Annotated in this window: 23 protein-coding genes and 1 tRNA gene; 21 read left to right on the top strand and 3 right to left on the bottom strand. The window is 62.5% G+C overall.

All coding sequences use genetic code 11. From position 1 onward, the window contains the following. Positions 1-210 precede the first annotated feature (210 nt). The 6 genes from mltG to ACYVRZ_RS02415 all read left to right on the top strand — a co-directional run bounded on the left by mltG (position 211) and on the right by ACYVRZ_RS02415 (position 5,145). Positions 211-1,356 (top strand): endolytic transglycosylase MltG, encoded by a 1,146-nt coding sequence (gene mltG / locus ACYVRZ_RS02440; RefSeq protein WP_461224465.1) that lies wholly within the window; start codon positions 211-213, stop codon positions 1,354-1,356. Between the two features lie 56 nt (positions 1,357-1,412). Then, a complete protein-coding gene (gene udk, locus ACYVRZ_RS02435; RefSeq protein WP_262316314.1) occupies positions 1,413-2,051 on the top strand; it encodes a uridine kinase in 639 nt (212 codons plus the stop codon). 73 nt (positions 2,052-2,124) lie between these two features. Continuing rightward, on the top strand, positions 2,125-2,601 hold the full coding sequence (gene greA / locus ACYVRZ_RS02430) for a transcription elongation factor GreA (RefSeq protein ID WP_461224463.1): 477 nt from the start codon (positions 2,125-2,127) through the stop codon (positions 2,599-2,601). A gap of 131 nt (positions 2,602-2,732) precedes the next feature. Beyond that, positions 2,733-3,446 carry a cell wall-active antibiotics response protein LiaF gene (gene liaF / locus ACYVRZ_RS02425; RefSeq protein ID WP_461224461.1) on the top strand — a complete coding sequence of 238 codons (714 nt, stop codon included), beginning with the start codon at positions 2,733-2,735 and terminating at the stop codon, positions 3,444-3,446. Then, entirely contained in the window at positions 3,443-4,504 is a 1,062-nt protein-coding gene (locus ACYVRZ_RS02420) for a sensor histidine kinase (RefSeq protein ID WP_262316311.1), read from the top strand. Before liaF ends, ACYVRZ_RS02420 begins: the two co-directional genes overlap by 4 nt. Continuing rightward, positions 4,501-5,145, top strand: coding sequence for a response regulator (locus tag ACYVRZ_RS02415; RefSeq protein ID WP_461224459.1), 645 nt, complete (start codon positions 4,501-4,503; stop codon positions 5,143-5,145). The genes ACYVRZ_RS02420 and ACYVRZ_RS02415 overlap by 4 nt, the downstream gene beginning before the upstream one ends. Before the next feature lie 58 nt (positions 5,146-5,203). Here ACYVRZ_RS02415 and ACYVRZ_RS02410 read toward each other — a convergent pair whose 3' ends face one another. Further along, on the bottom strand, positions 5,204-7,825 hold the full coding sequence (locus tag ACYVRZ_RS02410) for a YfhO family protein (RefSeq protein ID WP_461224457.1): 2,622 nt from the start codon (positions 7,823-7,825) through the stop codon (positions 5,204-5,206). 139 nt (positions 7,826-7,964) lie between these two features. Here ACYVRZ_RS02410 and ACYVRZ_RS02405 point away from each other — a divergent pair, with 139 nt between their 5' ends. From ACYVRZ_RS02405 to ACYVRZ_RS02385, 5 genes are all read left to right on the top strand, one after another. Then, positions 7,965-10,094: a peptidoglycan D,D-transpeptidase FtsI family protein gene (locus tag ACYVRZ_RS02405; protein WP_461224455.1), complete on the top strand. Its 2,130-nt coding sequence runs from the start codon at positions 7,965-7,967 to the stop codon at positions 10,092-10,094. Positions 10,095-10,400: 306 nt separating this feature from the next. Further along, on the top strand, positions 10,401-11,078 hold the full coding sequence (locus ACYVRZ_RS02400) for a rhomboid family intramembrane serine protease (protein WP_461224453.1): 678 nt from the start codon (positions 10,401-10,403) through the stop codon (positions 11,076-11,078). Between the two features lie 4 nt (positions 11,079-11,082). After that, a complete protein-coding gene (locus ACYVRZ_RS02395; RefSeq protein WP_461224543.1) occupies positions 11,083-11,316 on the top strand; it encodes a YqgQ family protein in 234 nt (77 codons plus the stop codon). Then, positions 11,309-12,265, top strand: a complete 957-nt coding sequence (locus ACYVRZ_RS02390) for an ROK family glucokinase (protein ID WP_262316306.1) — start codon at positions 11,309-11,311, stop codon at positions 12,263-12,265. Before ACYVRZ_RS02395 ends, ACYVRZ_RS02390 begins: the two co-directional genes overlap by 8 nt. A gap of 23 nt (positions 12,266-12,288) precedes the next feature. Continuing rightward, positions 12,289-12,693, top strand: a complete 405-nt coding sequence (locus ACYVRZ_RS02385; protein ID WP_461224451.1) for a rhodanese-like domain-containing protein — start codon at positions 12,289-12,291, stop codon at positions 12,691-12,693. A gap of 49 nt (positions 12,694-12,742) precedes the next feature. Here the strand turns inward: ACYVRZ_RS02385 and ACYVRZ_RS02380 are convergent, their stop codons facing one another. Continuing rightward, on the bottom strand, positions 12,743-12,922 hold the full coding sequence (locus tag ACYVRZ_RS02380; protein WP_262316304.1) for a DUF3042 family protein: 180 nt from the start codon (positions 12,920-12,922) through the stop codon (positions 12,743-12,745). A gap of 86 nt (positions 12,923-13,008) precedes the next feature. Here ACYVRZ_RS02380 and miaA point away from each other — a divergent pair, with 86 nt between their 5' ends. From miaA to ACYVRZ_RS02350, 6 genes are all read left to right on the top strand, one after another. Further along, positions 13,009-13,950, top strand: coding sequence for a tRNA (adenosine(37)-N6)-dimethylallyltransferase MiaA (gene miaA, locus ACYVRZ_RS02375; RefSeq protein ID WP_461224449.1), 942 nt, complete (start codon positions 13,009-13,011; stop codon positions 13,948-13,950). Further along, positions 13,947-15,203, top strand: coding sequence for a methionine gamma-lyase family protein (locus tag ACYVRZ_RS02370; protein WP_461224447.1), 1,257 nt, complete (start codon positions 13,947-13,949; stop codon positions 15,201-15,203). Before miaA ends, ACYVRZ_RS02370 begins: the two co-directional genes overlap by 4 nt. Positions 15,204-15,375: 172 nt before the next feature. Then, a complete protein-coding gene (locus ACYVRZ_RS02365; RefSeq protein WP_461224445.1) occupies positions 15,376-15,741 on the top strand; it encodes a MerR family transcriptional regulator in 366 nt (121 codons plus the stop codon). 26 nt (positions 15,742-15,767) lie between these two features. Next, positions 15,768-17,108 (top strand): type I glutamate--ammonia ligase, encoded by a 1,341-nt coding sequence (glnA, locus tag ACYVRZ_RS02360; protein WP_461224443.1) that lies wholly within the window; start codon positions 15,768-15,770, stop codon positions 17,106-17,108. Between the two features lie 235 nt (positions 17,109-17,343). Further along, positions 17,344-18,261: a ribokinase gene (gene rbsK / locus ACYVRZ_RS02355; protein ID WP_461224441.1), complete on the top strand. Its 918-nt coding sequence runs from the start codon at positions 17,344-17,346 to the stop codon at positions 18,259-18,261. Further along, positions 18,254-19,003 (top strand): GNAT family N-acetyltransferase, encoded by a 750-nt coding sequence (locus ACYVRZ_RS02350; protein ID WP_461224439.1) that lies wholly within the window; start codon positions 18,254-18,256, stop codon positions 19,001-19,003. Before rbsK ends, ACYVRZ_RS02350 begins: the two co-directional genes overlap by 8 nt. 134 nt (positions 19,004-19,137) lie before the next feature. Here the strand turns inward: ACYVRZ_RS02350 and ACYVRZ_RS02345 are convergent, their stop codons facing one another. Next, positions 19,138-21,525, bottom strand: a complete 2,388-nt coding sequence (locus ACYVRZ_RS02345) for a Xaa-Pro dipeptidyl-peptidase (RefSeq protein ID WP_461224438.1) — start codon at positions 21,523-21,525, stop codon at positions 19,138-19,140. A gap of 108 nt (positions 21,526-21,633) precedes the next feature. Here ACYVRZ_RS02345 and ACYVRZ_RS02340 point away from each other — a divergent pair. The 4 genes from ACYVRZ_RS02340 (at position 21,634) to ACYVRZ_RS02325 (ending at position 25,384) form a co-directional block, all read left to right on the top strand. After that, positions 21,634-21,707, top strand: a tRNA-Arg gene (locus tag ACYVRZ_RS02340). Positions 21,708-21,774: 67 nt separating this feature from the next. Further along, positions 21,775-23,958: a helix-hairpin-helix domain-containing protein gene (locus ACYVRZ_RS02335; protein WP_461224436.1), complete on the top strand. Its 2,184-nt coding sequence runs from the start codon at positions 21,775-21,777 to the stop codon at positions 23,956-23,958. A gap of 60 nt (positions 23,959-24,018) precedes the next feature. Further along, complete coding sequence (locus ACYVRZ_RS02330) at positions 24,019-24,399, top strand: DUF1694 domain-containing protein (RefSeq protein ID WP_461224435.1); 381 nt, start codon at positions 24,019-24,021, stop codon at positions 24,397-24,399. A gap of 13 nt (positions 24,400-24,412) precedes the next feature. After that, positions 24,413-25,384 carry a DUF2785 domain-containing protein gene (locus ACYVRZ_RS02325; protein ID WP_461224433.1) on the top strand — a complete coding sequence of 324 codons (972 nt, stop codon included), beginning with the start codon at positions 24,413-24,415 and terminating at the stop codon, positions 25,382-25,384. Positions 25,385-25,757: the final 373 nt, after the last annotated feature.

The following is a 25,757-nucleotide window of genomic DNA, read 5'->3' as shown; positions in this document are numbered from 1 at the left end:
CGCCAGTTCTTGCTGCCGCTGCGTGATCCAGCGGCCAGCCCGTCGCACGTGCGGCGGGTTTTTCTGTTTAAGGAAACGTTTGCTTTGCCAAGAGCAATTGCCGCCGCGTGTCTTCGCGGGTACAATGGTTTCTGACGGCGTGGCCGAAGTCACGCCTAACAGCTTGGAACGGCCGTGAACGCAGCGGCCGGTCTTTTTAGGAGGGCAATCGTGGAGAACTTGCCGAGTAACAACGCGCAAAAACAACGTGATCAGCAGGTGATGCAGGCCTCGCGGCACATCGTGGCCTGGGTGGTCGGAATTTTCGCCACCCTGCTGGTGGTGGTCGGCCTGATGGCGGCACTGTACGTTCGCCGGGCCCTGCAGCCGCTGGACGATAGCAGCCACGCCAAGATTGAGGTCACCGTGCCGATGGGGGCCAGCACCGGCGACATCGGCACCCTGCTGGAGCAAAAGGGCGTGATTAAAAGCGCCTTGGTGTTCAAGTTCTACGTGAAGTTCCACAACGTCCCGAGCTTTCAGGCGGGTCCCTACCAGTTCACCAAGGCGGATTCCTTCGACGACATCCTGACCGCGCTGCGCGGTGGTGCCGGATCCGACGTGACCGTCGGCTCGGTGCTGGTGGCCGAAGGGGTGCGAGCCGAGCAGGTCGGCGATCAGATTGCCAAGCTCAGCAAGAAGAACTCGGCGATGACCAAGGCCAACTTCCTGTCGGCGCTGAAGGACGACACGTTCTTCAACGCGCTGGTCAAGAAGTACCCGAAGCTGCTCAAAAGCGCTCAAAGTGCCAACGGTGTTCGCTACCGGCTAGAGGGTTACCTGTTTCCGGCGACTTACGACGTCGGCAGCAAAACCACGATGGAAGCCTTGATCACCCAGATGGTGGCCAAGACCGATTCGGTGATGCGCAGCTACTACAGCACGATTGCGGCCAAGTCCTACTCGGTGCAAGAGGTGATGACCCTGGCTAGTCTGGTGGAGCGTGAAGGCGTCAACGCCGTCAGCCGCCGCAAGATTGCCGGCGTGTTCCTGAACCGCCTGGCCATCAAGATGCCACTGCAGTCGGACGTCGCGGTGATGTACGCGCTGAACACCTACAAGACGCAGCTGACCAACGAGGACACCAGCATCGACTCGCCGTACAACCTGTACAAACACGCCGGCTTTGGCCCGGGGCCGTTCGATCAGCCGTCCGAAGACGCGATTCGCGCGGTGCTGTCGCCGACCGACCGCGCGGCGAACTACCTGTACTTCGTGGCCAACCTCAAGACCGGCGAGATTCTTTACGCCAAGACGTTGGCTGAGCAGAACGTGAACGTCGCGAAGTTCGCGGCGGACAACGGCACCGCAAAGTAACCGCGTCAAAGGCGCGGCGCCGCCACCACTGGCGGCCGAATTTGGAGGCAAGTTTTTTGACAGTTCAAAAACCCATCGTGATCGGCGTGACCGGCGGCTCGGCCAGCGGCAAGACCAGCGTGTCTCGGGCCATCTTCGACCATTTTTCCGGCCACTCGCTGCTGTTGCTCGAGCAGGATTCCTACTACAAGCACTCGGATCTGCCCTTCGAACAGCGGCGCTTGATCAACTACGACCACCCGCTGGCCTTCGACACCCCGCTGCTTCACCAGCAGCTGCGGGAGCTGATCGCCGGGCGGCCGGTCGACAAGCCGGTTTACGACTACGCAGACCACAACCGCTCGACTCAAGTGGTTCACGTCGAACCCAAGGACGTGATCATCGTCGAAGGCATCTTGATCCTGGCCGACGAGGAGCTGCGCAACCTGATGGACATCAAGGTCTACGTCGACACCGACGACGACATCCGCATCATCCGGCGCATTCGCCGCGACATGAAGGAGCGGGGCCGCGACCTCGACGACATCATCCGCCAGTACCTCAAGACGGTGAAGCCCTCTTACCACCAGTTCATCGAGCCGACCAAGCGCTACGCCGACATCATCGTGCCTGAAGGGGGCAGCAACTCGGTGGCCATCGACCTATTGGTGACCAAGATCAAGGCGATTTTGGACGCCCGCGGGTTGACCAACTGAGTGCCTGGTTGTTGACAAGGGCCAACGCCAGGTTGTATATTGCGACTGATAAGAAGAAGAATTGAGGGATACCATGGCAGATAAAGTCTACCCAATGACAGCCGCCGGTAAGGTGAAGCTGCAAGAAGAATTAGAGAATCTCAAAACCGTGAAGCGTCCGGAGGTCATCAACCGCATCAAGGTGGCCCGAGGCTTCGGGGACTTGTCCGAAAACTCCGAGTACGAGGCAGCCAAAGACGAGCAATCCACGCTTGAGACCCGCATTGTGACCGTCGAGAACATGCTGCGTTACGCGCAGATCATCGACGCCAACGCGGTGGCCGCAGACGAGGTGTCGCTGGGCAAAACCGTCAGCTTCGTCGAAGACGGTGACGACGAGGAGGAAACCTACGAAATCGTCGGCGCCGCCGAGGCGGATGCCTTCAACGGCAAAATCTCCAACGAAAGCCCGATCGCCGAAGGGCTGATTGGCCACAAGGTTGGCGACGTGATCAACATCCAGACGCCGGGCGGCGACATGACCGTCAAGATTACCAAGGTGCAGGGTTAACCTGCCGCGTCAGACTCCGGCTTGCCGGGGTCTTTTTCGGTCTCAAGCCGGACGCGGCGGGAGGCGGGGTTCGGTATAATGGGCCCATAAGCCCGACGCGATTTGGCAAGTGACCGGGCAGGGAGGTAATCATGCATAGGCGATGGCAACTATTCTGGCTGATTGAGTGCGGCCTGTTAATTCTGCTGGGCTTTCAAACCGTCACCAACCCGTCGTCTTTGGCGCCGCTTCTGGTCGGCAGCTTTGCCCTGGTGCTGGGGCTCAAGGGCCGCTTTTGGCGAACCTTTTGGCTGACTTTGGGTGCCGTTTTGATTGTGGTGGCGGTGTTCTCCAACCCCACGGTCTGGGTGATTCTCTTCATCGGCCTGATCGGGCTTTTGAGCGTGTTTTCGGGCAAGCAGCACGACCGCATCGTGCCTTGGGCCAAGAAGCAGTACGTCGCGGTCCGCACCGGTGACACCGCGCTTAAGGGCGGCACCCGCCGGCGCCACCCGTGGTTTGGTGACGAAACCATCGGCCAAAACGTCTACGAGTGGGACGACATCAACCTGACTTTGGCCGCCGGTGACACCATCGTCGACCTCGGCAACACCTTGCTGCCGCAAGGCGACAGCACGATTGTGATCCGCAAGGGCTTTGGCAAAACCCGCATCCTGGTGCCGGTCGGCGTCGGCATCATGGTCGATCACAGCGCCGTTCTCGGCGATTTGACCCTTGATGGCGTCGAGCTTTCCCTGCATAATGAGTGTGTGAAGCACTTCAGCCAAGATTACGACACCGCCAGCCGGCGCGTCCACATCATCACCAACGTGCTGATCGGCGACTTGGAGGTGTTATCGGTATGAAGCGGCAACGAATTTGGTGGCAGTTTTTGGTCACCTTGGTGCTCACCGGGGCCCTCGAGTTCGGTCTGGTGTACATGGTCGCGGTGCGAACGAAGACCGGCTACCTGAACCTGCTGATGACCACGGTGTTCGCCGGGCCGGTGTTGGCCTACCTGATTTCCGGTGCGGTGCTGGTCGCGCTGATCGTCAGCCTGTCGACTTACGGCATCGTGCGGTACCAGCACAATCAGCTGTCGCGCCGGCTCACGCAGCTGGTGGCGGGGCAGTACGAGGCGCCGGTGCTGGCGCGAACCGGTCAGGCCAACGTCGCCTTGGGCAACGACGTGGCGACGCAGCTTGAGTCCCTGCGGCAGAAAATGATTCGGCTGCAGCACGAAATCGAGCGCTACTCCAGCGCCCCGGTCATGGTCGACGGCGAGTCCAAGGAACAGATTCTGACCGGCGAGCGTCACCGGCTGGCCCGGGAGCTTCACGACTCGGTGTCCCAGCAGCTGTTCGCGGCGATGATGATGCTGTCGGCGCTGCGGTCGGTGGTCACCCAGACGCGGCCGGAAGCGCCGGAGCTGCGCCAAATCACCACCATCGAAACCGTGATCAACGAGGCGCAAGCCGAGATGCGGGCCTTGCTTTTGCACCTGCGGCCGACGACGCTTGAGGGCAAGTCGCTGCGCGAAGGCATCATCGCCTTGCTGCAGGAGCTTCAGACCAAGATCAAGATTCACATCACCTGGGAGCTGGCCGACGTCCACCTGTCCGCTGCGGTCGAAGACAACCTTTTTCGCATTGTGCAGGAACTGTTGAGCAACACCTTGCGCCACGCCAAGGCCCAGAACCTGGAGGTCTACCTGCGCCGCATCGACACCAACGTGATTTTGCGGGTGGTCGACGACGGGGTGGGATTTGACCCCAAAACCGAAAACACGACCGGCAGCTACGGTCTCTCCAACATCTCCGAACGCGCCGCCAGCATTGGCGGGGCGGCCAAGGTGATCTCGTTTCCCAAGCAGGGAACCAGCGTTGAAATCCGCGTTCCGCTCTCAAAGGAAGTTAAAGCATGATAAAAGTTTTGATTGTCGACGACCACGAAATGGTGCGATTGGGCATCTCCACCTACCTGGGGGTGTTGCCCGACCTTGAGGTGATCGGTGAGGCCACCGACGGCCGCGAGGGGCTGTCCATGGCGCTTGACCTGCGTCCCGATGTGATTTTGATGGACCTGGTGATGCCGAACATGGACGGCATCGAGGCCACCCAAAAGATCCTCGCGGCGTGGCCCGAGGCCCGCATCATCATCTTGACCAGCTTCATCGATGACGAGAAGGTCTACCCCGCCATCGAGGCCGGGGCGGCCAGCTACATTCTCAAAACCGCGACCGCCGAGGAAATCGCCAACGCGATTCGCCAAACGGCCCAGGGCGAATCGGTGCTCGAGCCGCAGGTCACCACCAAGATGATGAACCGCCTGACCCAAAAGCAAAAGCCTGAGCTATACGACGACCTGACCAACCGCGAGCGCGAGGTGCTGATGCTGATTGCCAAGGGCAAGAGCAACCAGGAGATCGCGACCGAGCTGTTCATCACGCTCAAGACGGTCAAGACCCATGTCTCCAACATCTTGGCCAAGCTGGAGGTGGAAGACCGCACCCAAGCGGCCATCTACGCCTTTCAGCACGGGCTGGTTCAAAAAGAGCAGGATTGATTCCACAAAACGCAAAAATGGCGAGCCGAGGTGGCTCGCCATTTTGCGTTCTGCGGCGTTAGCGCCGCCAGGCCAAGCGCCTGCGGCCAGCGTGGCGACCCAGCGGCGTCAGCCACCAAAGGAGCACGACGACCATCATGGCCAGCAGGCTGATCGCCACGCCGAGCCACAGGTAAGGTGGCGTGTAGGTCAGGGCGATGCGGTGGGTGCCGGCCGCAAGCGGCACGGCGATGAACAGGCCCAGGGCCGTCTTCGCTGCGGTCGGTTGGCCATCGACTGTCAGGTGCCAGCCCGGGGCGTTGGGAATCGTGGTCATCAGCACCTGGCGCTTGGCCACGGTGATGGTGGCCTTGGCGCTGCGATCGCCCAGCAACAGGTGTTGCCAGGTGCCACGGCGCAGCGTGTTGAGGCCGGCCGTCGCCTTGGCGAAGTCGAGCTGGTACAGCTGCAGGTCGGCGAAGTCGGCGCTGTCTTTTTTGAGGGTGAAGGTCAACGTTGTCGGCTTGCCGGGTTCGGTCGGCGTGACGTTCAACAGCTCCTTATCGCGGAAGGTGTCGTAAATCGGCACGGCGCGACCATCCTGGGTCAGGCTGACCAGCCCGTCGGTGAAGTTGGCCCCGATTTGCAGGTAGTAGGGATCGGTGGTTTTGGCTGTGAAGGTGTAAGACACCGTGGTGGCCTTGGCAATCGGCTTCTTCTTGAACACCGCCCCGGTTTGGGTGACGCCCACCAGGTGCGGTGCAGACAGCGCCAGTGGCGTGAAGTAGGTGCCGGTTTTGGCCCCCAGCAGCCCGTTCATCAGCCGTTCTTGGTTGAGGACGGGGGCGCCTGCGGTCAGCTTGGTGGTCAGAATGTCGGCGCTTGCCGCAAAGCCCAGCCCCAGCGCGTAAAGGTTCTCGTACAACGTCAGCGCGTCGGTGTGGCCGGCTTGGTCGTAGGTCAACAGGTCGGGTCGCGCCGACACCTGGGGCAAAAAGGCGGTGCTGGTGCCTTCGAGGTTGGGACTGACAAAGCCCCGCAGGTCCAAGAAGGCGTCGGTCAAAACGGTGCCGGCGGTGTAGGCGACAAAACCGTCGCCGGCGGATTGACCGATGGCGCCAAAGAAGGTCGGTACCGCCGGCTCGAACATCGAGTTGAACTGGTCGGTGCCCATGTAGCCGACCTGCATCGCGTCGTTCTTGGTTCTAAGCACCGTTTTGCCGATGCGATCTGCCGTGCCGATGCGCCGCTGCAGCTTGGTCACCCCACCGCGCAGGGCCTCCGTGTAGGTGTGGTAATCCGAGTGGCTGATGTAGCTGAGCTGATTCAGGGTGACCACGGCGTTGCTGCCGGCGTCAAAAATCAGCAGCACGCAGACCAGCGCGTGGAACCAGGGCTTGGTGTCGTCGCGAATCGCGAGCAGCACCAAGGCGGCGGCCAGCATCAGGGTGGTCAACACAATCTGGTGGGTGCTGAGGTAGGGGTAATCGTCGGCCTGCCAAAAGACGAAGGCGCAAAGGGCCGCGGCGGCGACGATGGCCCCAATCAGCTGAATGGCGCTGGGCCCCGCGGGGTGCAGCGCAAGCTCCCGCCAGCCGAGCTGAATCACCCAAAAGACGATGACAAAGGAGAAGCGGTAGGGGTACCAGACGGGAAACTGCATCCCGTGCCACAGTAGGTCCAGCGGCTCGTACATCACCGACAGCAGCAAAAACAGGCTCCAGATTCCGGCCACCAGCCGCTCTTGCCAGTTGACCCGGCGTTCGAAGAAGTACAGCCAAAAGCCGATCAGGGCCAGGCTGCCGACGAAAATGTTGGCCTCGCCGCTTGGCATCTGGTCAAAGGAGAACGAGCCGGCAAACAGCTTACCCAACAGCTTCACCGGATCGGACTCGAAGCGCCAGTGGATCTTGGTGACGGTGTAGGTTCCCTTGCTTTGCGCCAGTTGAAACAGCGTCGGCAACAGCACCCAGGCCGACGCGGCCCCGGCCAAAAGCGACCCGCCGGCAAAGCGGCCGAACGCTTGGATTGCCTGGCGGCGGGTCGGGTGAGCGGCCGCCAGTGCAAAGCCGAAGTAACCGATCAAAAACAGGCAGATCATGTAGCCCATGTAGTAATTGGCCACGATCGCCACGGCCAGCCACAAGGCGTAGCCGACCACGCGCCGCGCGGTCACTAGGCGGTCGAGCCCAAGCGCCACCAGCGGCAAAAACACCGCGGCGTCCAGCCACATCAGGTTCAGCTGATTGGCCAGCATCCAGCCGGACAGCGCGTAGGCGCAAGCCAGCCCGATTAGCCAGCCGCCTTTGGCCCCGTGAAAGCGCAGGTAGCGGCCCATCGTCAGGCCACAGGCCGCGTACTTGGCCAGCGTCATCACGGTGATGGCCAGATCAAGCGCCGTTTTGGGGAACAGCAAGATGATGAGATTGAACGGGCTCATCAGGTAGTAGGCGAACACCCCGAACATGTCGCCGCCCAAGTCCTTGCTGAAGGCGTAGAACAGCTGGCCGGGGTGGCCCAGCACGGTCGAGCGCCACAGGCTGTAAAAATCGATGTACTGCTGGCCCATGTCGACGGTCAGGACGCTGTTGTTGCCGAAGGGGTAGACCTTGGTCGCGATGAAGTAGCCGGCCATGATGACGGCCGGCATTAGGGCCGCCAGCCACAAGGCGTGGCGCTGAATGAAGCGGGTGAGTCGCATGCAAAACCTCCAAGAAACCTTAAAGTTCTTCAATGAATGGGTCAAAAGCGATACCCATAGTCTAACATACTGGTTGAGCCGTGGCGTTTGGTCACGATTTTTGCTACACTCGAGGCAGACACTTAAAGGGGATCTGATTTTGAAATACATCCGGACGCCAAAACCCAAGCGCGAGCACTCACACATTCCGTTTCGCCTGAACCTGCTGTTCTTTTTCGTGTTCGTCCTGCTGGCGGCCTTGGTCGCCCAGTTGGCGTACCTGCAGATTATGAACGGCGGCAAGTTCCGGGCCGCGGTCGATAGCACGGGCACCGCGACGGTGACCGGCACGGTGCCGCGCGGCGAGATCTTCGACAGCAAGGGCCGGGCCTTGGTCACCAACCAGCCGGATTCCGCCATCACCTACACCAAGGGTGTCGGCGTGACGTCTGAGCAGATGCGTCAGGTCGCAGACACGCTGGGCGGCTACATCACGGTGACGGTCGAGGGCATGCTCGACGGGGACTACGCGGATTACTACCTGGCCGACCCCGCCACCTCCAAGGCGGTGATTGCCAAGCTGCCGGCCGCCATGCAAAAAAGCGGCGTGAAGCCGGCGGTTTTGTACCAAGCCGAGCGTGAGTACGCCAAAAAGCACCTGCCGACCTTCACGGCCAAGGAGCGGCAGGCCGCCTTCATCTACAAGAAGCTCAACGGCGCCTCCCAGCTGACGACGGTGTACGTCAAGGACCAAGACGTCACCACCAAGGAGGTCGCGACGGTCGGCGAGCACTTGACCAAGATGTCCGGGGTCAACCTGGGCACCAATTGGACCCGCACCTACCCCAACGGCAGCTCGATGGCCGGCATCATCGGCACCGTTTCAAGCGAAAAGGCCGGCCTGCCCGAGGAAACCATCAATGCCTACCTGGCCAACGGCTACGCCCGAAACGACCGGGTCGGGACGTCTTACCTCGAAAAGGCCTACGAGAACGTGCTGCGCGGCGCGAAGTCCCGCACCCAAGTCGAAATCGGCAACAACAACACGATTGTCGACCAGGTCCAGCAGTTCAAGGGCGAGCAGGGGGCCAACCTCAATCTGACCATCGACTCCCAGTACCAGGCCAAGGTGCAAAGCGCGTTGACCAAAACCTTCGCCGCCGCGCTGAAGGCCGGCAAGGCGCAATACGCCGACGGGGCCTACGCCGTGGCCATCAACCCCAACACCGGGGCGATTCTGGCCATCGCCGGCCGGGCCCACAACACCAAAACCGGCAAGGTAACCGACGATTCGCTGGGCGTGATCAACCGCGCCTTCACCATGGGGTCGGTGGCCAAGCCGGCGATGGTGCTCGGGGCCTTGCAAGACGGCGTGATCACCACGACCAACAACACCCAGTCCGATGTGCCGATTTACCTGCCAGGCACGGCGGTCAAAAAGTCCGACTACGCGGCCGGCACTTTCGGCAGCCTGACGGCGGCCAAGGCCCTGGCGGTGTCCTCGAACATCTACATGATGCGCCTGGCCATGAAGGAAGGAAACGCCAAGTACGTGCCGCACAAGCTGTTTGGCATGGACAACGACATTTTCACCAAGATGCGCTACTACTTCTCCCAGTTCGGACTGGGTCAAAAAACCGGCATCGACCTGCCCGGCGAAACCACCGGCCAGGCCGCCAACACGATCAACCCAGACACCGGCCTGCCGCTGTACGGCTCGGCGCTGGACTTCTCGTTTGGTAACTTCGATACCTACACCCTGATTCAAGAGGCCCAGTACGTCTCGGCCATCGCCAACAACGGCTACCGCCTCAAGCCTTACGTGGTCAAGAGCATCAGCAAGACGCTGAGCAACGGCCAGGCCGGGCCGACCGTCTCAACCACGGTCCCAACCGTCTTGAGCAAGGTCAAAAACACGCAGGCTCAGCTCAACTTGGTCAAGCAGGGGATGTGGGAAGTGGTTCATGGCACCTCAGGCTGGTCGACCGGCATGGCGCTGAAGCCGCTGAACCCGGGCGTCGCCGGCAAAACCGGGACCGCGCAATCCTTCGCGCATGTCGACCCCGACAACATGAACTCCAAGATGGTCGAAACCATCACCCAAAGCTTCATCGGCTTCGCCCCGGCCAAGAACCCACAGGTCGCCATCGCCGTGGTCGTCCCGAACCTGTCGGAGCAAACCAGCTACGCCTTAGACATCGCCAAGCAGATGTTCACCGACTACTACAGCCTCTACAAGGTGGCCAAGGTCAAGAACTACTCGGAGACCCAGGCGACGATCAACGGCTGAGTGCCAGCCCGATACGGCGCGATCGGTCAGCCCCGGGCCGGCAACGCGGAAGCGCGTTTGAAAGCGTCGGTCAGGCAAAGACTGCCTCGCCGGCGCTTCTCACGTTGTCCGTTTCGCGCAAGCGCGACCTTACGCGCTGGTATGCTAGGCAGCGTATTCAAAAAATGCTACACTGTAAGGGATAACTGGACTGACCAGTTGTAGGGGAATCGTTTGGCTCCTGTCTGTGAACGGGAGAGTAGAAGCGCCCCGTCCGGGTGACTGCGGCGGGGCGTTGTGCGTGAGCGGATGCTAAAGGAGGGTGCCATGCAGCGAACTTGGCGCAGACTTGATGACACACCGTTCGTGACTTATGCCTTGCTGGCGGTCACGGTGCTGGTGTTTGTGCTGGAGACGCTGGGCGGTGGCTCGACCGACAGTTACGTGCTGTTGCGTTTCGGGGCCCGGTGGAACCCACTGATCTACTTGGGCCAGTGGTGGCGCCTGTTCACGCCGATGTTCGTGCATATCGGCGTGATGCACATCGTGGTCAACGCCGTGTCGCTGTTTTACCTCGGGGCAATCACGGAGCGCATTTTTGGTCACTGGCGTTTCCTAGTGATCTACCTGGTGTCCGGGGTGGCTGGCAACGTGGCGAGCTTCGTGTTCAACGCCAACGGCCTGGCCGCCGGGGCCTCGACCGCGATCTTCGGGCTGATGGGCGCGTTTTTGATGCTCGGTGACACCTACCGACACAACCCGGTGATCACGCAGCTGTCTCGGCAGTTCATGATGCTGGCGGCGATGAACCTGGTGTTCAACCTGTTCTCAAGCGGGGTGGACATCTTCGGGCACATCGGGGGCCTGGTCGGTGGCGTGTTGATTGCATTTGCCGTCGGCGCCCCGCAGCTCGGGCCGGTGCCAACCAGCCGCCGGGTGATCGGCGGTGCGGTGCTGGTCGTCGGGCTCGCCGCGCTGCTGTACGTGGGGTTCACTTATGCCTGAGACACTGAGAACATACTACGACGTGCTGCAGCTACTGAAGCGCTATGGCACCTACATTCACGTGGGCAAGCGGCTGTGGGACATCGAGTTGGCCGCCGTTGAGGTCGACCGGCTTCACGCGTCTGGCTTGATTGACGACCGGCTTTACGCATCGGTCAAGATCGTGCTGCGCCACGCTCACGAACAGGAGCAAAACCACCCCTTAATCCAATCTGACGGAGGAAAAACTGATGACTGACAAGAAGCTGATCGGCGTAGACTTGGGCGGGACGACCTGCAAGTTCGCCATTATGACCGCGGAGGGCGAGATCCAGCAGCGCTGGAGCATTGACACCAACATTCTGGACGAGGGACGCCACATCATTCCGGACATCATCGCGTCCATCACCGACCACCTGGCGCTTTACAACATGAAGGCCGAGGACTTCAACGGCATCGGCATGGGGACCCCGGGCACGGTCGATACCGAGCAAGGCACCGTCATCGGCGCCTACAACCTGAACTGGAAAACTCTGCAGCACCCCAAGCGCGACATTGAGGCGGCCACCGGCATTCCCTTCAGCATCGACAACGACGTCAACGTGGCGGCGCTGGGCGAGCAGTGGAAAGGGGCCGGCAACAAGTCCAAGAACGTGACCCTGGTGGCCTTAGGCACCGGCATCGGCGGCGGCATCATCGCCGATGGCCTGCTGCTGCACGGGGCGGCCGGCTCGGCCGGTGAAATCGGTCACGTCACCGTCGACCCGAACGGCTACATGTGTACCTGCGGCAAGAAGGGTTGCCTTGAAACCGTGGCTAGTGCCACCGGCGTGGTTCGCGTGGCCCGTGACATGGCCGAGGAATACGCCGGGGACTCGACGCTCAAGCAGATTCTTGACAACGGCGACGACATCTCCTCCAAGATTGTCTTTGAATGCGCCCAGGCCGGCGACAAGCTGGCTTTGATGATTGTCGACAAGGTGTCCTACTACCTGGGGCTTGGCCTGGGCAACCTGGGCAACATGCTCAACCCGGAGTACATTTTGATCGGCGGCGGCGTTAGTGCCGCCGGCGACTTCCTGTTGTCGCGGGTTGATCAGTACTTCCAGTCCTTCGTCTTCCCGAACGTGCGTAACACGACGCACCTGCGGCTGGCGACGTTGGGCAACACGGCTGGCGTCATCGGGGCGGCCAGCCTGGCACGATAAGTTAGCGAATAGGGGCGAGATTTTTGATTCAATTCTTAGTTATTTTACTGGGGGCGGGGCTGATTGTCTGGGCCGTGTCTTGGGGCATCGGCGCATTCCAGAAGTCGCGGCTGAAGTCCGTCGGCGGGGAGCTGTCTCCCGAGGACTTTGAAAAAACCATGCGCAAGGCGCAGATCATCGACCTGCGCGAGAAGAAGGACTTCGACGCCGGCCACGTGCTGGGGGCCCGCAACCTGCCGTTCACAGTGCTCAAGTCACGCATGAACGAGCTGCGCAAGGACCTGCCGGTGTACATGTACGACCTGACCGGCCAGATGTCCGTTCGCGCGGCCACGCGCCTGAAGAAGGCCGGCTTCACGAAGCTGTACTTCCTCAAGGGCGGCTACGACAACTGGTCCGGCAAGACCAAGGCCAAGAAGCTCTCTTAGGCAATCAAAAACGGCGACCACGAATGCGGTCGCCGTTTTTTTGATTGGGCTAGCCCATGTGAGCGCCGTGGCGCTTGCGGTTGGCCTTGCGCCGGTTGGAGTTGATCTCTTCAACCTTGTCTTCGACGGGTTCAATGTAGGATTTCTTGAAGGCGACGACGCTTCCGGCTACGGCGCCGGCGGTTGCCAGAACCCCGAACAAGAAGCCCTTGAAAAATTTGTGCTTCATACAGATCCCTCTTTTCACTAAGCCGCATTCCGCGGGTTTGGTAGAACTTAGGTGCTACATTCAGTATACTAGAAGCTGGTGATGAAATGAACTCTGAGGCTTTTAAAACCCAAATTTTGATGATTGGCGGCCCGACCGCCACCGGCAAAAGCGCCCTGGCCGTTGCCTTGGCCAAGCGCTTTTGCGGTGAGGTGATCAATGGCGACGCCTACCAGATCTACACCGGCATGGACATCGGCACGGCCAAGGTCACGCCCACCGAAATGAGCGGGGTGCCACACCACCTGATTGACATCGTGGCGCCGGGGACGCCGTTTTCGGCCGCCCAGTTCGCGGCCCGGGCCGCGGCAGCCATTGAGGGGGTGCGGGGTCGCGGCCACCTGCCGATTGTGGTCGGCGGCACCGGCTTTTACCTCAACACGCTGCGCCTAGGGCTGAACCTAGGCGGGACGGCACCGCCCGCTGGCCTGCGAGCGGCGCTGAACGCCGAGCTCGCGGCGGTTGGTCCGGTCGCCTTGCACAGGCGGCTTGAGGCGGTTGACCCGGCCGCGGCCGCGGCGATTCCGGCAGGCAACCCGCGGCGGGTGATTCGGGCGCTTGAGGTCGCCGGCACCGGCCAGCTGTTCTCCAAGCAGCAGCAGGCCCCGCCGGCCTACGACGCGCTGGTGATTGGGCTGACCACCGAACGGTCGGCCTTGTACGCACGAATCAACGCGCGGGTCGACCAGATGCTCACCGCCGGGCTGCTCGCCGAGGTTCGGCGGGTGGTGGCCGCGGCCGGCCCCAACGCGCAGGCGCTCAAGGCCATCGGCTACAAGGAATTCTTGCCGTACCTGGCCGGTGACTGCGATTTGGCAACGGCGGTGGCGGCGGTGAAACAGAATTCGCGGCGCTACGCCAAGCGGCAGCTGACGTATTTTCGCCACCAGATGCCGACGCGCTGGTTCGACCTGGTGGTACAGCCAGAGGAATTGAGAGATATCGAGGCGCTGGTCGCCTCGTGGCAGACAAAGGAGAACAAGCATTGAGTTGGAAAGATGAGTACGATCCCAAGCTAATTGCGCTGGTCGAAGACGTCGACCGGCAGATTGCGCCGCGGCTGGCGGAGATTGACGAGCAGATCATGGACAACCAGGCCAAGGTGCTGACGGCCTACCGCGACAACCACGTGGCCGAAAGCAGCCTGCTGGGCACCACGGGGTATGGCGACGACGACTTCGGCCGCGACACCTTGGAGGCCATCTACGCCCAGGTGCTGGGCGGCGAGGACGCCCTGGTGCGGCCGCAGTTCGTGTCCGGCACCCACACCATCGGCGTGGCCGAGCTCGGCCTGGTGCGGCCCGGCGATGAGTTGCTCTACATCACCGGTGAGCCGTACGACACGCTGCAGCAGGTGTTGGGCATGGCTGGCAACGGCATCGGCAGCGCTAAGGAGTACGGCATCAAGTGCGATTACGTGCCGCTGAAGGCGGACGGTGAGGCGGATTTACCGGCGATTCAACAGCGCATCCGGCCCGAGACCAAGGTGGTTTGCATTCAGCGGTCGCGCGGCTACGCGACCCGCGCTTCGTTCACCGTGGCCAAGATCAAGGAAATGATCGACGCGGTGCGTGAAGTGGCGCCTGACGTATGGATTTTTGTCGACAACGCATACGGCGAGTTCTCCGAGACGCTGGAGCCGCTGGACGTCGGCGCGGATCTGATGGCGGGCTCCCTGATCAAAAACGCCGGCGGTGGCATCGCCAAGACCGGCGGCTACATCGTCGGGCGCAAGGACCTGGTCGAGCGCGTGTCCTACCGCATGACCGTGCCTGGCATCGGCCCGGCGGAAGGGGCCACCGGCAGCAACCTGTTCGACATGTACGAGGGCTTCTTCTTGGCGCCTTCCGTCACCGGCAACGCGATCAAGGGCGCGATTTTTGAGGCCGCTTTGCTCGAGCGGCTGGGCCTTGATGTGGCGCCGAAGTGGGATGCGCCTCGCACGGACCTGATTCAAACGGTCAACTTCGGTAACCCGACGGACATGGTCAGCTTCACGAAGGCTATCCAGGAGAACTCGCCGGTCGACGCCTTCGTCACCCCGGAGCCGTCCGAGATGACGGGTTACGAAGACAAGGTCGTGATGGCCGCCGGCAACTTCGTGTCCGGCTCAACCATCGAGTTCTCTGCCGATGGCCCCCTGCGGCCACCGTACACCCTGTACATCCAAGGGGGACTGACCTACGCCCATGTGCGGTTAGGCATCATCGGTGCCGCCCAGGCCACCTTCTTCACCAAGTAACGTCGCAAACGTGAATGATCATCGCAATCCCGAACACTATCGTTCGGGATCTTTGCGCTGCGGCGGAAAAAAGTGGCGGCCGGTGCCAATCTTGTCAGCTATTGTGACATCGACCGTTGACAAGCCGGAGGGGGATTGGTAGACTGAACCACGTTATGAAGGGAGCCTTGTCATGACCGAGATCAGCGATTTGCGCAACCGCCCCGTCCTGCCGATTGGTACAGTGATCGCGTTGACCGACCTGACCGCTCGCCAGATCCGCTACTACGAGGCCCAAGACTTGATTCACCCCGAACGCAGCCAGGGCAACCACCGGCTGTACGCCTTGCGCGACGTCGACGCCTTGCTCGACATCCGCTCACAGCTGGCCGCCGGCTTCACGCTGGCCGACATTCGCCGGCAAAAGCAGCGCCGGCCAGCGCAGCCGACCAGCGACTCGGCCGTGCGGCACATGCTGCGTTCGGAACTGATGAACCAGGGCCGGCTGAACCCCAGCGACCGCAACTTCCCGACTCAGGGTTTTGGCTTCCGCAACTAACCCACTTGCAAAGGAGTCTTCATCTGATGGCAAAAAAACAGATCACGGCTGACATGATTCGCGAAAGCGTGGCGAAGGAAAACGTCCAGTTCCTGCGCCTCATGTTCACGGACATCAACGGCATCATCAAGAACGTCGAGGTGCCGGTGTCCCAGCTCGACAAGGTCCTGGCCAACAAAATGACCTTCGACGGCAGCTCGATCGACGGCTTTGTCCGCATCGAGGAAAGCGACATGCTGCTGTTCCCGGACCTGAACACCTGGCTGCTTTTCCCCTGGGAGAACGATCACGGCAAGATCGCCCGGCTGATCTGCAGCGTTCACGAGCCGGACGGCAGCCCGTTCGCCGGTGATCCGCGCAACAACCTGATTCGCATCGTGGCCGAGATGAAGGCCGCCGGCTACTCCGCCTTCAACATCGGGCCGGAACCGGAATTCTTCCTGTTCAAGCTCGACGAGAAGGGCGAACCGTCGCTGCAGCTCAACGACAAGGGCTCGTACTTCGACTTCGCGCCGCTGGACATGGGCGAAAACTGCCGGCGCGACATCGTGTTGGAGCTTGAAAAAATGGGCTTTGAAGTCGAGGCCTCGCACCACGAGGTCGCCCCGGGCCAGCACGAAATCGACTTCAAGTACGCCGACGCCTTAAGCGCCGCGGACAACATCCAGACCTTCAAGCTGGTGGTCAAGACCATCGCCCGCAAGCACGGCCTGTACGCGACCTTCATGCCCAAGCCCCTGCACGGTATCAACGGCTCGGGGATGCACATCAACATGAGCCTGTTCAAAGACGACGCCAACGTTTTTTACGACGCGCAGTCCGAAAGCGGCCTGTCCGCCGACGCGATGCATTTTCTCGCGGGGCTTTTGCTTCACGCACGTGGGTTGACCGCCATCAACAACCCGACCGTGAACTCCTACAAGCGCCTGGTGCCGGGATTCGAGGCGCCGGTGTACATCGCTTGGTCCGGCACCAACCGCAGCCCGCTGATTCGGGTGCCGAACGGCAAGGGGTTGTCCAAGCGCCTCGAGCTGCGGTCGGTTGACCCGACCGCCAACCCGTACCTGGCGATCGCCGCAATCCTCGAAAGCGGCCTGGACGGCATCAAGAACCAGCTGACGCCGGAGCAAGGCATCGACCGCAACATCTACCGGATGCAAGACGCCGAGCGCAAGGCCAACCACATCCAGGACCTGCCGTCGACCCTGCACAACGCGCTGAAGGCCCTGGAGGACGATCCCGTGGTCAAAAAGGCGCTGGGCAATCACCTGTACCAGTCCTTCAAAGACTCCAAGGACCTGGAATGGGCGGCCTACCGCCAAAGCGTCTCCGAATGGGAACGCGAGCAGTACCTCGAGCTCTACTAAAGGCCCAGCGATTCTTCCCAAAAGCCTGGACCCGACCGGTTGGCCACTACGGCCGGCCGGTTTTTTTGCGGTCGCAAGGTGGTCGGCGGTGGCCAGGGGGTGACAGCGAGCAAGGCTGGGCGTCTGCGGCGCGGCCGGGGACCGGCGGCAGGTCGGCCGTGGCAGACGTGGCGGCGGCCCGGCCGGACAAGCGCCGTGCGATGTGGTATGCTGTTGTCGCACAAGGAGGACGAACATGAACAGCGTAACGATTCTCGGCAGTATCAACGTCGACAGCATTTTGCACATTCCGACCCTGCCTAAGCCCGGCGAAACCATCCGCATGACCGCCTTCTCCCGGGCCGCCGGCGGCAAGGGCGCCAATCAGGCCGTGGCCGCCGCTCGCTCGGGGTCGCAGGTGGCGTTCATCGGCGCCACCGGCGATGACGCCAACGCGGGCTTCATGCGCAATCAGCTGGCAGCGGCCGGCGTTGACTTGACCGCCGTGGCCACGGTGGCAGGTGAGGCCACGGGCCAGGCCTACATCCTGCTTCAGGCGAGCGGCCAAAACTCGATTGTGATTCAGGCCGGCGCCAATGAGACGATCACCGCCGATCAGGCCGTGGCCGCGTACCACAAGACGACCTTCACCGTGGCGGAGTGCGAGACGCCGCTTGCGGCGACCCAGGCGGTGTTTGCGGCGGCCCGGGCAGTCGGTTCGGTCACCGTGTTGAACCCGGCACCGGCCCAGCCGCTGCCCCAGGCGCTTTTGGCCGTCACCGACGTCATTGTGCCCAACGAGACGGAAAGCGAGACGCTGACCGGCATCACGACGGCGACGGCGGCCGGCTTGGCGGCAAACGCGGCCTTTTTCCACGCGCAAGGGGTGCAGGCCGTGATCATCACGCTGGGCGCCGCCGGAGCGTACGTGTCGTTGGCCGAGCAGGCGTCGCGGGTGCCGGCCTTTGCGGTGACCGCCGTCGACACAACGGCGGCCGGTGACACCTTCATCGGCGCGTTGGTGGCGGTGCTGTCACCCGACCTGCACAACTTGTCTGCGGCGGTCGAGTACGCCAGCATGGCCTCGGCCCTGGCGGTGCAAGGCCTCGGGGCGTTGCCGTCGATTCCAACGCGGGCCGAAGTCGCCGCGGCTCTGGCGGCGGCGCATGACTGAGGCGGCGGTCGCGCTGTGGCAACACCGCGCCGCGTGTGCCTACATCTCAGACACGGTGGCCGCGGTGGCCGCCGATCTGGCGGATCCAAGCGTCACCGTGGTTCAAAACGCCGACTGCCTGGCGGTTTTGGATCAGTACCAGGAAGGCCCCGACTGGGTGGCCGAATGCTGGGGGCCCTTCGCCCAAGACCTTGATGCGGCCCTGGTCGTGCTGGAAAAACGGTTGTTGCACCGGCCGGCGCGACTGCGCTTTTTTGCCGCGGCCGACAGCGCGGTGGCCGGCTGGCTGCGGCGGCGAGTTGCCTTGAGGGGCCAGACCATTTGGTCAATGCCCCGGTTGGTGATACAGCCGCCCGTCATGCCGCTGACGACGCCACCGGCCGACATGGCGGCGGTGCTTGCGCTGCACCACCAGTTCTTCGCCGGGTCGGCCATTGCAGATGTCGATGCGACCCATCCGCTCTTTGTGGTGCGGCGGGGGCAAACGGTGGCGGGTTACGCCTACGCCGAACGTGAAGCGCAGGTTGGCCGCCTGTTGTACGTGGCGGTGGCCCCAGCGTTTCGCCGGCAAGGCCTGGCGGCACGGCTGGTGCGGTCGGTTCAGGCTGACCTGACTGGCGGCGGGGCGACGACGCTCACGCTGGTTCAAAGTGAGCGGGCTCAGGCCGCCGGCAGCCTGTACGGCAGGCTCGGGTTCAGGCCGGTGCGGCGGCTGGTGAGCGGCGAGCTGACGGTGCAATAATCGCGTGTTGCCGTGGTGGGGTCAGGGTTGCTGGCGCCACCTTTTTTTGGCGCTAGCGCCAGGACCGCATGGTCGGCGGTAGATGCAAAAACCGCGCGGCACCGCCAGAAGCGGGGTCGCGCGGTTCAGATTGGTCAGTCGTTGCTGCGAAGCGGCAGCGTCAGGCTGCTTTGGGCAAGGTCCACGTGGTAGTTGGTGACCGCCACGGGGCGGTGGGTCTGGGCCATGTCGGCGCCGTGGATGATCAGCGCCAGGTGGCGAGCAGCCGGCAGGGTCAGGTGCGTCGGTTGAAGGTCAAAGTCGATGGTGAACGGCTCGCCCGGCACCACCGGCACGTTTTCGTAGGCGTTGTGCTGGTTTTGGACGTTCGCGTGGCCGAAGGTGATCAGCTTGCTGGCGGTCGGCGCCACCTTGGCGAACTCCAAGATGTTGGTGGTCTTGTAGTCGTAACCCAGTGGGTAGCCGCCGCCTTCAATCAGCTTGGCCGTGGTGCCGAAGCGCTTCGCCTCCCCGACATCGACCAGCCGCACGGAGAGAATCGCGGTCGGCTGATCGACCCACAGCCGCAGCTTAATGTGCGGGGTCCCTTCAAGCGTCACGGTCTCGTCAAAATTCGGCAGGTCCAGCCACAGGCGGCTGGTGTCGTACAGGCTCTTGGGCTTGACGATCTCAAGCTCGAAGGAATCCGAGGTCTCGTGGTTGGCGGTGAAAATCTGAGTGGCGGTGTCGGCGAAGCTGGCGCGGCTGCTGGTGAAGTCGGCGGCCAGGTTCAGCGTCTGCTCACGGTGCTTGGGGCCGGCACCGAAATCTTCGTAAGCGTGCCAGGTCTGTTCTTCGACGTTGTCTTGAACCAAGACGTTGGGTAGAACTTTCGGCGCGTCGTTTTGGACGTCCAGCAGCTCGTAGGACAACCACAGGTTCATCATGTCGGTGAAGTCAAGCGACAACACGTTGTTGACGTAGACGTGCTGGCCCTGGTGCAAGATCAGCTTCTTGTTGATCGGCAGGTCGCGCAGGCCGTCCCAGAGCTTGATCACGTTCTTGGGCTTAACGTTCCAGTCGTTGAGGCCGTGGGTCGACACGACGTCGCAGGTGATGTTGGCCAGGTCGTTGCGGTAGTTGCGCGCGTCCCACCAGGCGGTGTAGTCGCCGGTGGTGCGGTCCTGGTCGCGGGTGATGGCGGCCAGCGCCTTGTCCCAGGTCGGCTTCATCTTCAGGTAGTCGCCGGTGTTTTTCTGCCGCGAGTAGGTGTCGACGGCCAAGACGTCGGCGTCTTCGCCCTGAAAGCCGCCGGGGGCGACCACCAGGCCGTTTTCGCGGTAGTAGTCGTACCAGCTGGAGATCGCGGACTCGGAGATCACGGTCTTGAGTCCTTCAACGCCGGACGTGGCGGCGGCCACGGCCAGGGTGCCGAGGTAGGACTTGCCGGTCATCGCGACCTTGCCGTTGCTCCACCAGGCCTTGATCTCGATGTTATCCGTGCGGTTGGTGAACGCGCGACGGGCGCCGGTCAGCCACTCGATTACGGCGACGGCGCTGGCCGTTTCGCCCGGGCCGCCGGTTTCGCGAACGCCGTCGGAGCCGCGGGTGCCGATGCCGGCGGAGTAGACGGTGGCGAACCCGCGGGCCAGGAAGTAGTCGTTCAGCGGGTAGATGCCGTCCTCGTCGCCGTAGACCTCGGCCGTCTGGCGCTCGCCCTTGACTGCACGGTGCGGCAGGTCCGGCTGCGGCTTTGGCTTGGCCGTGACCTCCTCGAGCGTCCGCGAGTGGGTCTTCACCGCCACGGTGTCGCTTGGCTTGTGGGTGATCCAGTCCACGTCGTTGGTGCCGTGGAAGTAGGGGTTGGCGGTGAACAGCACCGGCACGCGCAGCCCGGCGTCGGTTTCAAGCGGGCGGAAAATCGTCGCCTCCAGCAGGTCGCGCTGCCCGTCGCCGTCGGTGTCGAGGTCCGATTCGATCCAGACGACCTCGCGGTGAATCCGGCGCGGATCGAACACGTTTTGCGCCTTGCCGTTGAAGAACAAGAAGCGCGGCGTAGCGCCTTGGAAGTCCTTGAAAAAGCCGCGGGTGGCCAAGGCGTCTAAGTAGTTGACCAGGTGTTTGGTGCGGGTGGTCAACAGCAGGTACAGGGCCGCCAGAAACTGCTGCGGGGTGGTGATGTCTGAAGCGACCACCGGCAGCTTGGTGGCGGCGGCGAAGGTCAGTGGGTCCTCGAGCTTGAAGTCGGTGAGGCCCTCAAAGCCCAGCAGCTGTAGCGCCGCGGCGTAAAACTGCTGGCGGGTGATGACGGTCAGATTCGGCTGCAGCAGATCCAACAGCGTGGTGTGCGCGTCGATGGCGATGCCTTGCAGCTGCTGGGCCTTGGTGGTGGCGGTGTGGGCCTCCGGGAACAGCAGCGCAAAGTCGGTGCGGGCGAGTTTGGCGAGGCCCAGCTCTGGGGCGACGGCGAAGCCGAGTTCGGCCAGTTCCTTGATCTGCGTCGCGGCCGCCGGGGTCAGACGGGCGAATTGATTAAGTTTCAATGAGATCACTCCAATGTCTTATAATGCTTCAAGTGTAAACAACTGGGCCCAGGCTTTCAAGCGTTGACTCTCCGCGAGGCTATCCTTATAATAATTAGGTTCGATCAGGTGCCAGTAGCTCAGTAGGATAGAGCAATGGTCTTCTAAACCATCGGTCGCGGGTTCGACCCCCGCCTGGCACATTGGACAGCAGCAAGCCCGGGTTCGGGCTTTTTCTTTTCGCAGCGCCACGCAGAAAGGCAGGCAATCATGACTGAAGACAACACCGTCACGCTGGTTCACCGCGAGCTGACCGGCATCAGCACCCGGCAGATCGACGCCGTTTTGACCCTGATGGCGGCCGGCAACACCGTGCCGTTCATCGCGCGTTACCGCAAGGAGGCCACCGGCAGCCTCGACGAGGTGCAGATTCAGGCCATCGAAGACGCGCAACACCGCGTGGCCGCACTTCTGGATCGCAAGGCGGCAGTCCTCAAGAGCATCGCTGAGGCGGGCAAGCTGACGGCCGCCCTGCAAGCCAAAATCACGGCGGCGACAAGCCTGCAAGACGTCGAGGACCTGTACCTGCCCTACAAGCAAAAGCGCCTAACCCTGGCGGCCAAGGCCAAGGCGGCGGGGCTTGAGCCCTTCGCCCGGCAGCTGCTCGCCTTTCCCAAGGGCCCGCTTGAACCCGCGGCCGCCAAGTTCGTCTCGGCCAAGCGGGGCGTCGTGGATGTCGCCGCGGTGCTGGCCGGGGCCCATGAAATTTTGGCCGAGGCCTTCAGCGAGGACGTCGCGATTCGCAACTGGGTGCGGCGGGAAACCACCCGCAACGGCGTTTTGCAGGCGACCGCCCGGCCCAAGGCGCAGACCCTCGATGAGCGCGGCGTCTACCAGCAGTACTACGAGTTCAAGGCGCCGTTGTCCCAGGTGACGGCGACGCAGACGCTGGCGCTGAACCGCGGAGAGAAGGCGAAAATTCTGACGGTCAAGGTGGCGGTCGATCCGGCCGGCATCCTGAACTTCTGTCGCTTTCGCCTGATCGGCAAGCGGCCGCAGACCCCGGCGACGGCCGCCATCACCGCCGCTTACACCGACGCCTACAAGCGCTTCATCGCCCAGGCCATCGAGCGGGAGGTCCGCGCGAGCTTGACCGAGGCGGCCGATGCCAAGTCGATTCAAGTCTTCGGCCAAAACCTCTACAACCTGCTGATGCAGGCCCCGCTGCGCGGCCGGGTGGTGCTGGGCTTTGATCCGGCCTACCGCACCGGCTGCAAGCTGGCGGTGGTCGACGAAAGCGGCAAGCTCTTGACCACGGCGGTGATTTATCCCCACAAGCCGGCGCCGGCGGCCCAGCGCGAGGCGGCCGCCGGGCAGCTGCGCGAGTTGATTGATCAGTACCACGTGACCACCATCGCGATCGGCAACGGCACCGCCAGCCGCGAATCCGAGCAGTTCGTGGCGGCCGTCTTGAAGACGCTGCCGCAAGACGTGGTGTACGTCATCGTCAACGAGGCCGGCGCGTCGGTGTATTCGGCCAGCGCCCTTGCGCGAGGCGAATTCCCGCAGCTGCCGGTTGAAAAGCGCAGCGCCATCAGCATCGCCCGGCGCCTGCAGGACCCCTTGGCGGAACTGGTCAAAATCGACCCGGCCGCGGTCGGCGTCGGCCAGTACCAGCACGACCTGCCGGCCAAGGACCTCGCCGTGGCGGTGGACGCCGTGGTCGAACGCGCGGTCAACCGCGTCGGGGTGGATCTGAACACGGCCAGCGCCGCCCTGCTGCGCCGCATTTCCGGGCTGTCGGCCACCGTCGCCGATAACATCGTCGCCTACCGCGAGGCCAACGGGCGCTACGCCAGCCGTGCTGCCTTGAAAAAGGTGCCGCGCCTCGGCCCCAAGGCCTTCGAGCAGGCGGTCGGCTTCCTGCGCATTCCAGGCGGCCGCGAGCCGCTCGACAACACCGACATCCACCCGGAAAGCTACCCGGCGGCCAAGGCGTGGCTGAAGGCGACCGGCGTCAACGCGGCCGACCTGCCAAGCCCGGCGGCCAAGGCGCAGCTTGCGACCGCCGACCTGGCGCCGCTTTTGGCGGCCGGCGTCGGCACCGCCACCGCCCAAGACATTGCGACCAGCCTCCAACACCCCGGCCGCGACCTGCGCGACGGGATGCCGGCGCCGCTCTTGCGCCACGATGTGTTGACCATGGCGGATCTGTTGCCCGGCATGAAGCTTGAAGGCACGGTGCGAAACGTCGTCGACTTCGGGGCCTTCGTCGACATCGGCGTCAAGCACGACGGCCTGGTTCACCTGTCGCACATGGCCCAAAGGCGCGTCAGCGACCCGTACCGCGTGGTCGCGGTCGGCGACGTGGTGACCGTGTGGGTCTTAAGCGTCGACCAAAAGCGCGAGCGCATCCAGCTGACCTTGGTCGACCCGGCGCCGGCCGCGAACTGAACCGCTTGCGGACTTGTGGTACCATGAGGGAGGCGGCACCGGCCGCCGAAAGGAGCCACGATGCCAGAATCTTTGAACGACTTCATCAAGGCCAAGGCCTTGGGCATTCCCACCCTGCACCCCGACGAAAAACGCGCTTTTTTGGGCAACTTCAAGGAGCGCGTCGCCATGGCGGTGACCATTCGCCAGCTGCACGATCCGCGCATCGCGGCCTTGCTGGACTCGGTGCTGACGCGCTACCCGGGCTATCGGGTCTACCTCAACGGGCTGATGATGCCCGACATGATCGATTACTACCTGAAGCAGGCGCTGGCGCATGATTATCCCTTCACCATCATGGCCCAGCCGGGGATGCGGGTCAAAAAAGGCCCCCACGCCGCCGATTTTGGCTGGGTGCTGGCGCATCCCACCGAGAAAATCGCGCGGCCCATCCTGATTTGACAAAGGAGACACAATGACAGAAGAACTCGTTCGCGTCAAGTCGCAGGTTCAGGACCTGCGAGCGGCGCTTTTGGCCGGCAAGGTGTTCGCCAAGCTGCCGGCGGCGCTAGACGGCATCATGGCCGGCGTGACCCGCAGCCAGCCGACGCCCCTGATTCTGCCGAGCGACGACATGCGGGCGATTGCCCGGATGCAGACCATCAGCCGCCGGATCAAAAACACCAAGCAGCCCGACGTCAGCGATGAGGAGCTGCACTTCTTGCTGGATCACCTGGCCAGCCGCAACCCGGCGGTGCGGGACAAGGGGGTGTTCTACCTGATCTCGGACCTCTTTCAGGCCGACGCCTTCACCCAGCCGCAGGTCGAATGGCTGTTCCACGAGCTTCAGGCGCCAGGGGTCTTATTCTCGCACATTCTGGAGCCCGAAAACTCCGGCGTGTTTGGGCGCAGCTTCGCCGTGATGCTGTTGTCCGGGCTGGTCTACGCGGATCAAAATCGCTACCACGCGCTGAGCCAGGCGGATTACCAGCTGCTCTTGATGAACCTAGTGACCTACGTCGTCTTGGAGAAAGACGGCCGCGGCTTCGTCGAAGGCGCCGGCTGGGCCCATGCCTACACCCACATCGGCAACCTCGCCGATGAGCTGACGCAGGTGCCGGTGCTGACGCGCGGCGACAAGGTGCTTTTGATGGCCGCCGTGTTTGCCGGCTGGCAGCACAACGATTACGCGCTGGCGTTCGGTGAGGATCAGCGGGTGGCCGGCTACCTGGTGAACCTCGCGGCCAAGCACCAGTTTTTCGCCGAGTCGCAGGTGCTGTGCCTGACGGCGTGGCAGGGTCGGCTGAAGGACCTGCACCCGCAGGAGTCCGTGGCGTTTTGGAACCGCTGGTACAACCGCAGCCGGCTGCTCGAGGCGCTGTTGATGCGTGCCGACCTGCCCAAGGTGGTCGTCGACTACCTGCAAAAAATCATCGACCTGTACTGAGGAAGGCCGTGTCCCGAGGGACGCGGCCTTTTTGCTCGCTTTTTTTTCACGAGGCGGCTGAAGCTGCGGTGAGGATTGCCGACGAATTGCGTGAGGTGAGACCAAAAAAGTCGCCATCTGCATCTCATTGAGCGAGCTTCACCAGATCGGATTTAATAAATTCGGTCGCCGTGCCGCGCCGATTAAGGCTGTCACGACAGTCCACACGCCGTTGTGAGGCACGGCAACGCACCTTGCAATGATATTCACATACATAAGAAATAATAAAAATAATTATGTGAGCTTGAGAAATATCACACAAATGAAGAAAAGTAGTCAAACGGCATAACTTTAAGTATAATACAAATATAGAAATGGTCTCAGCTGGATTGGC

The organism is Lacticaseibacillus suihuaensis, from assembly GCF_054785075.1.
The sequence above is the reverse complement of the archived record's forward strand: the minus strand, read 5'-3'. Positions and strand labels throughout refer to the sequence as shown.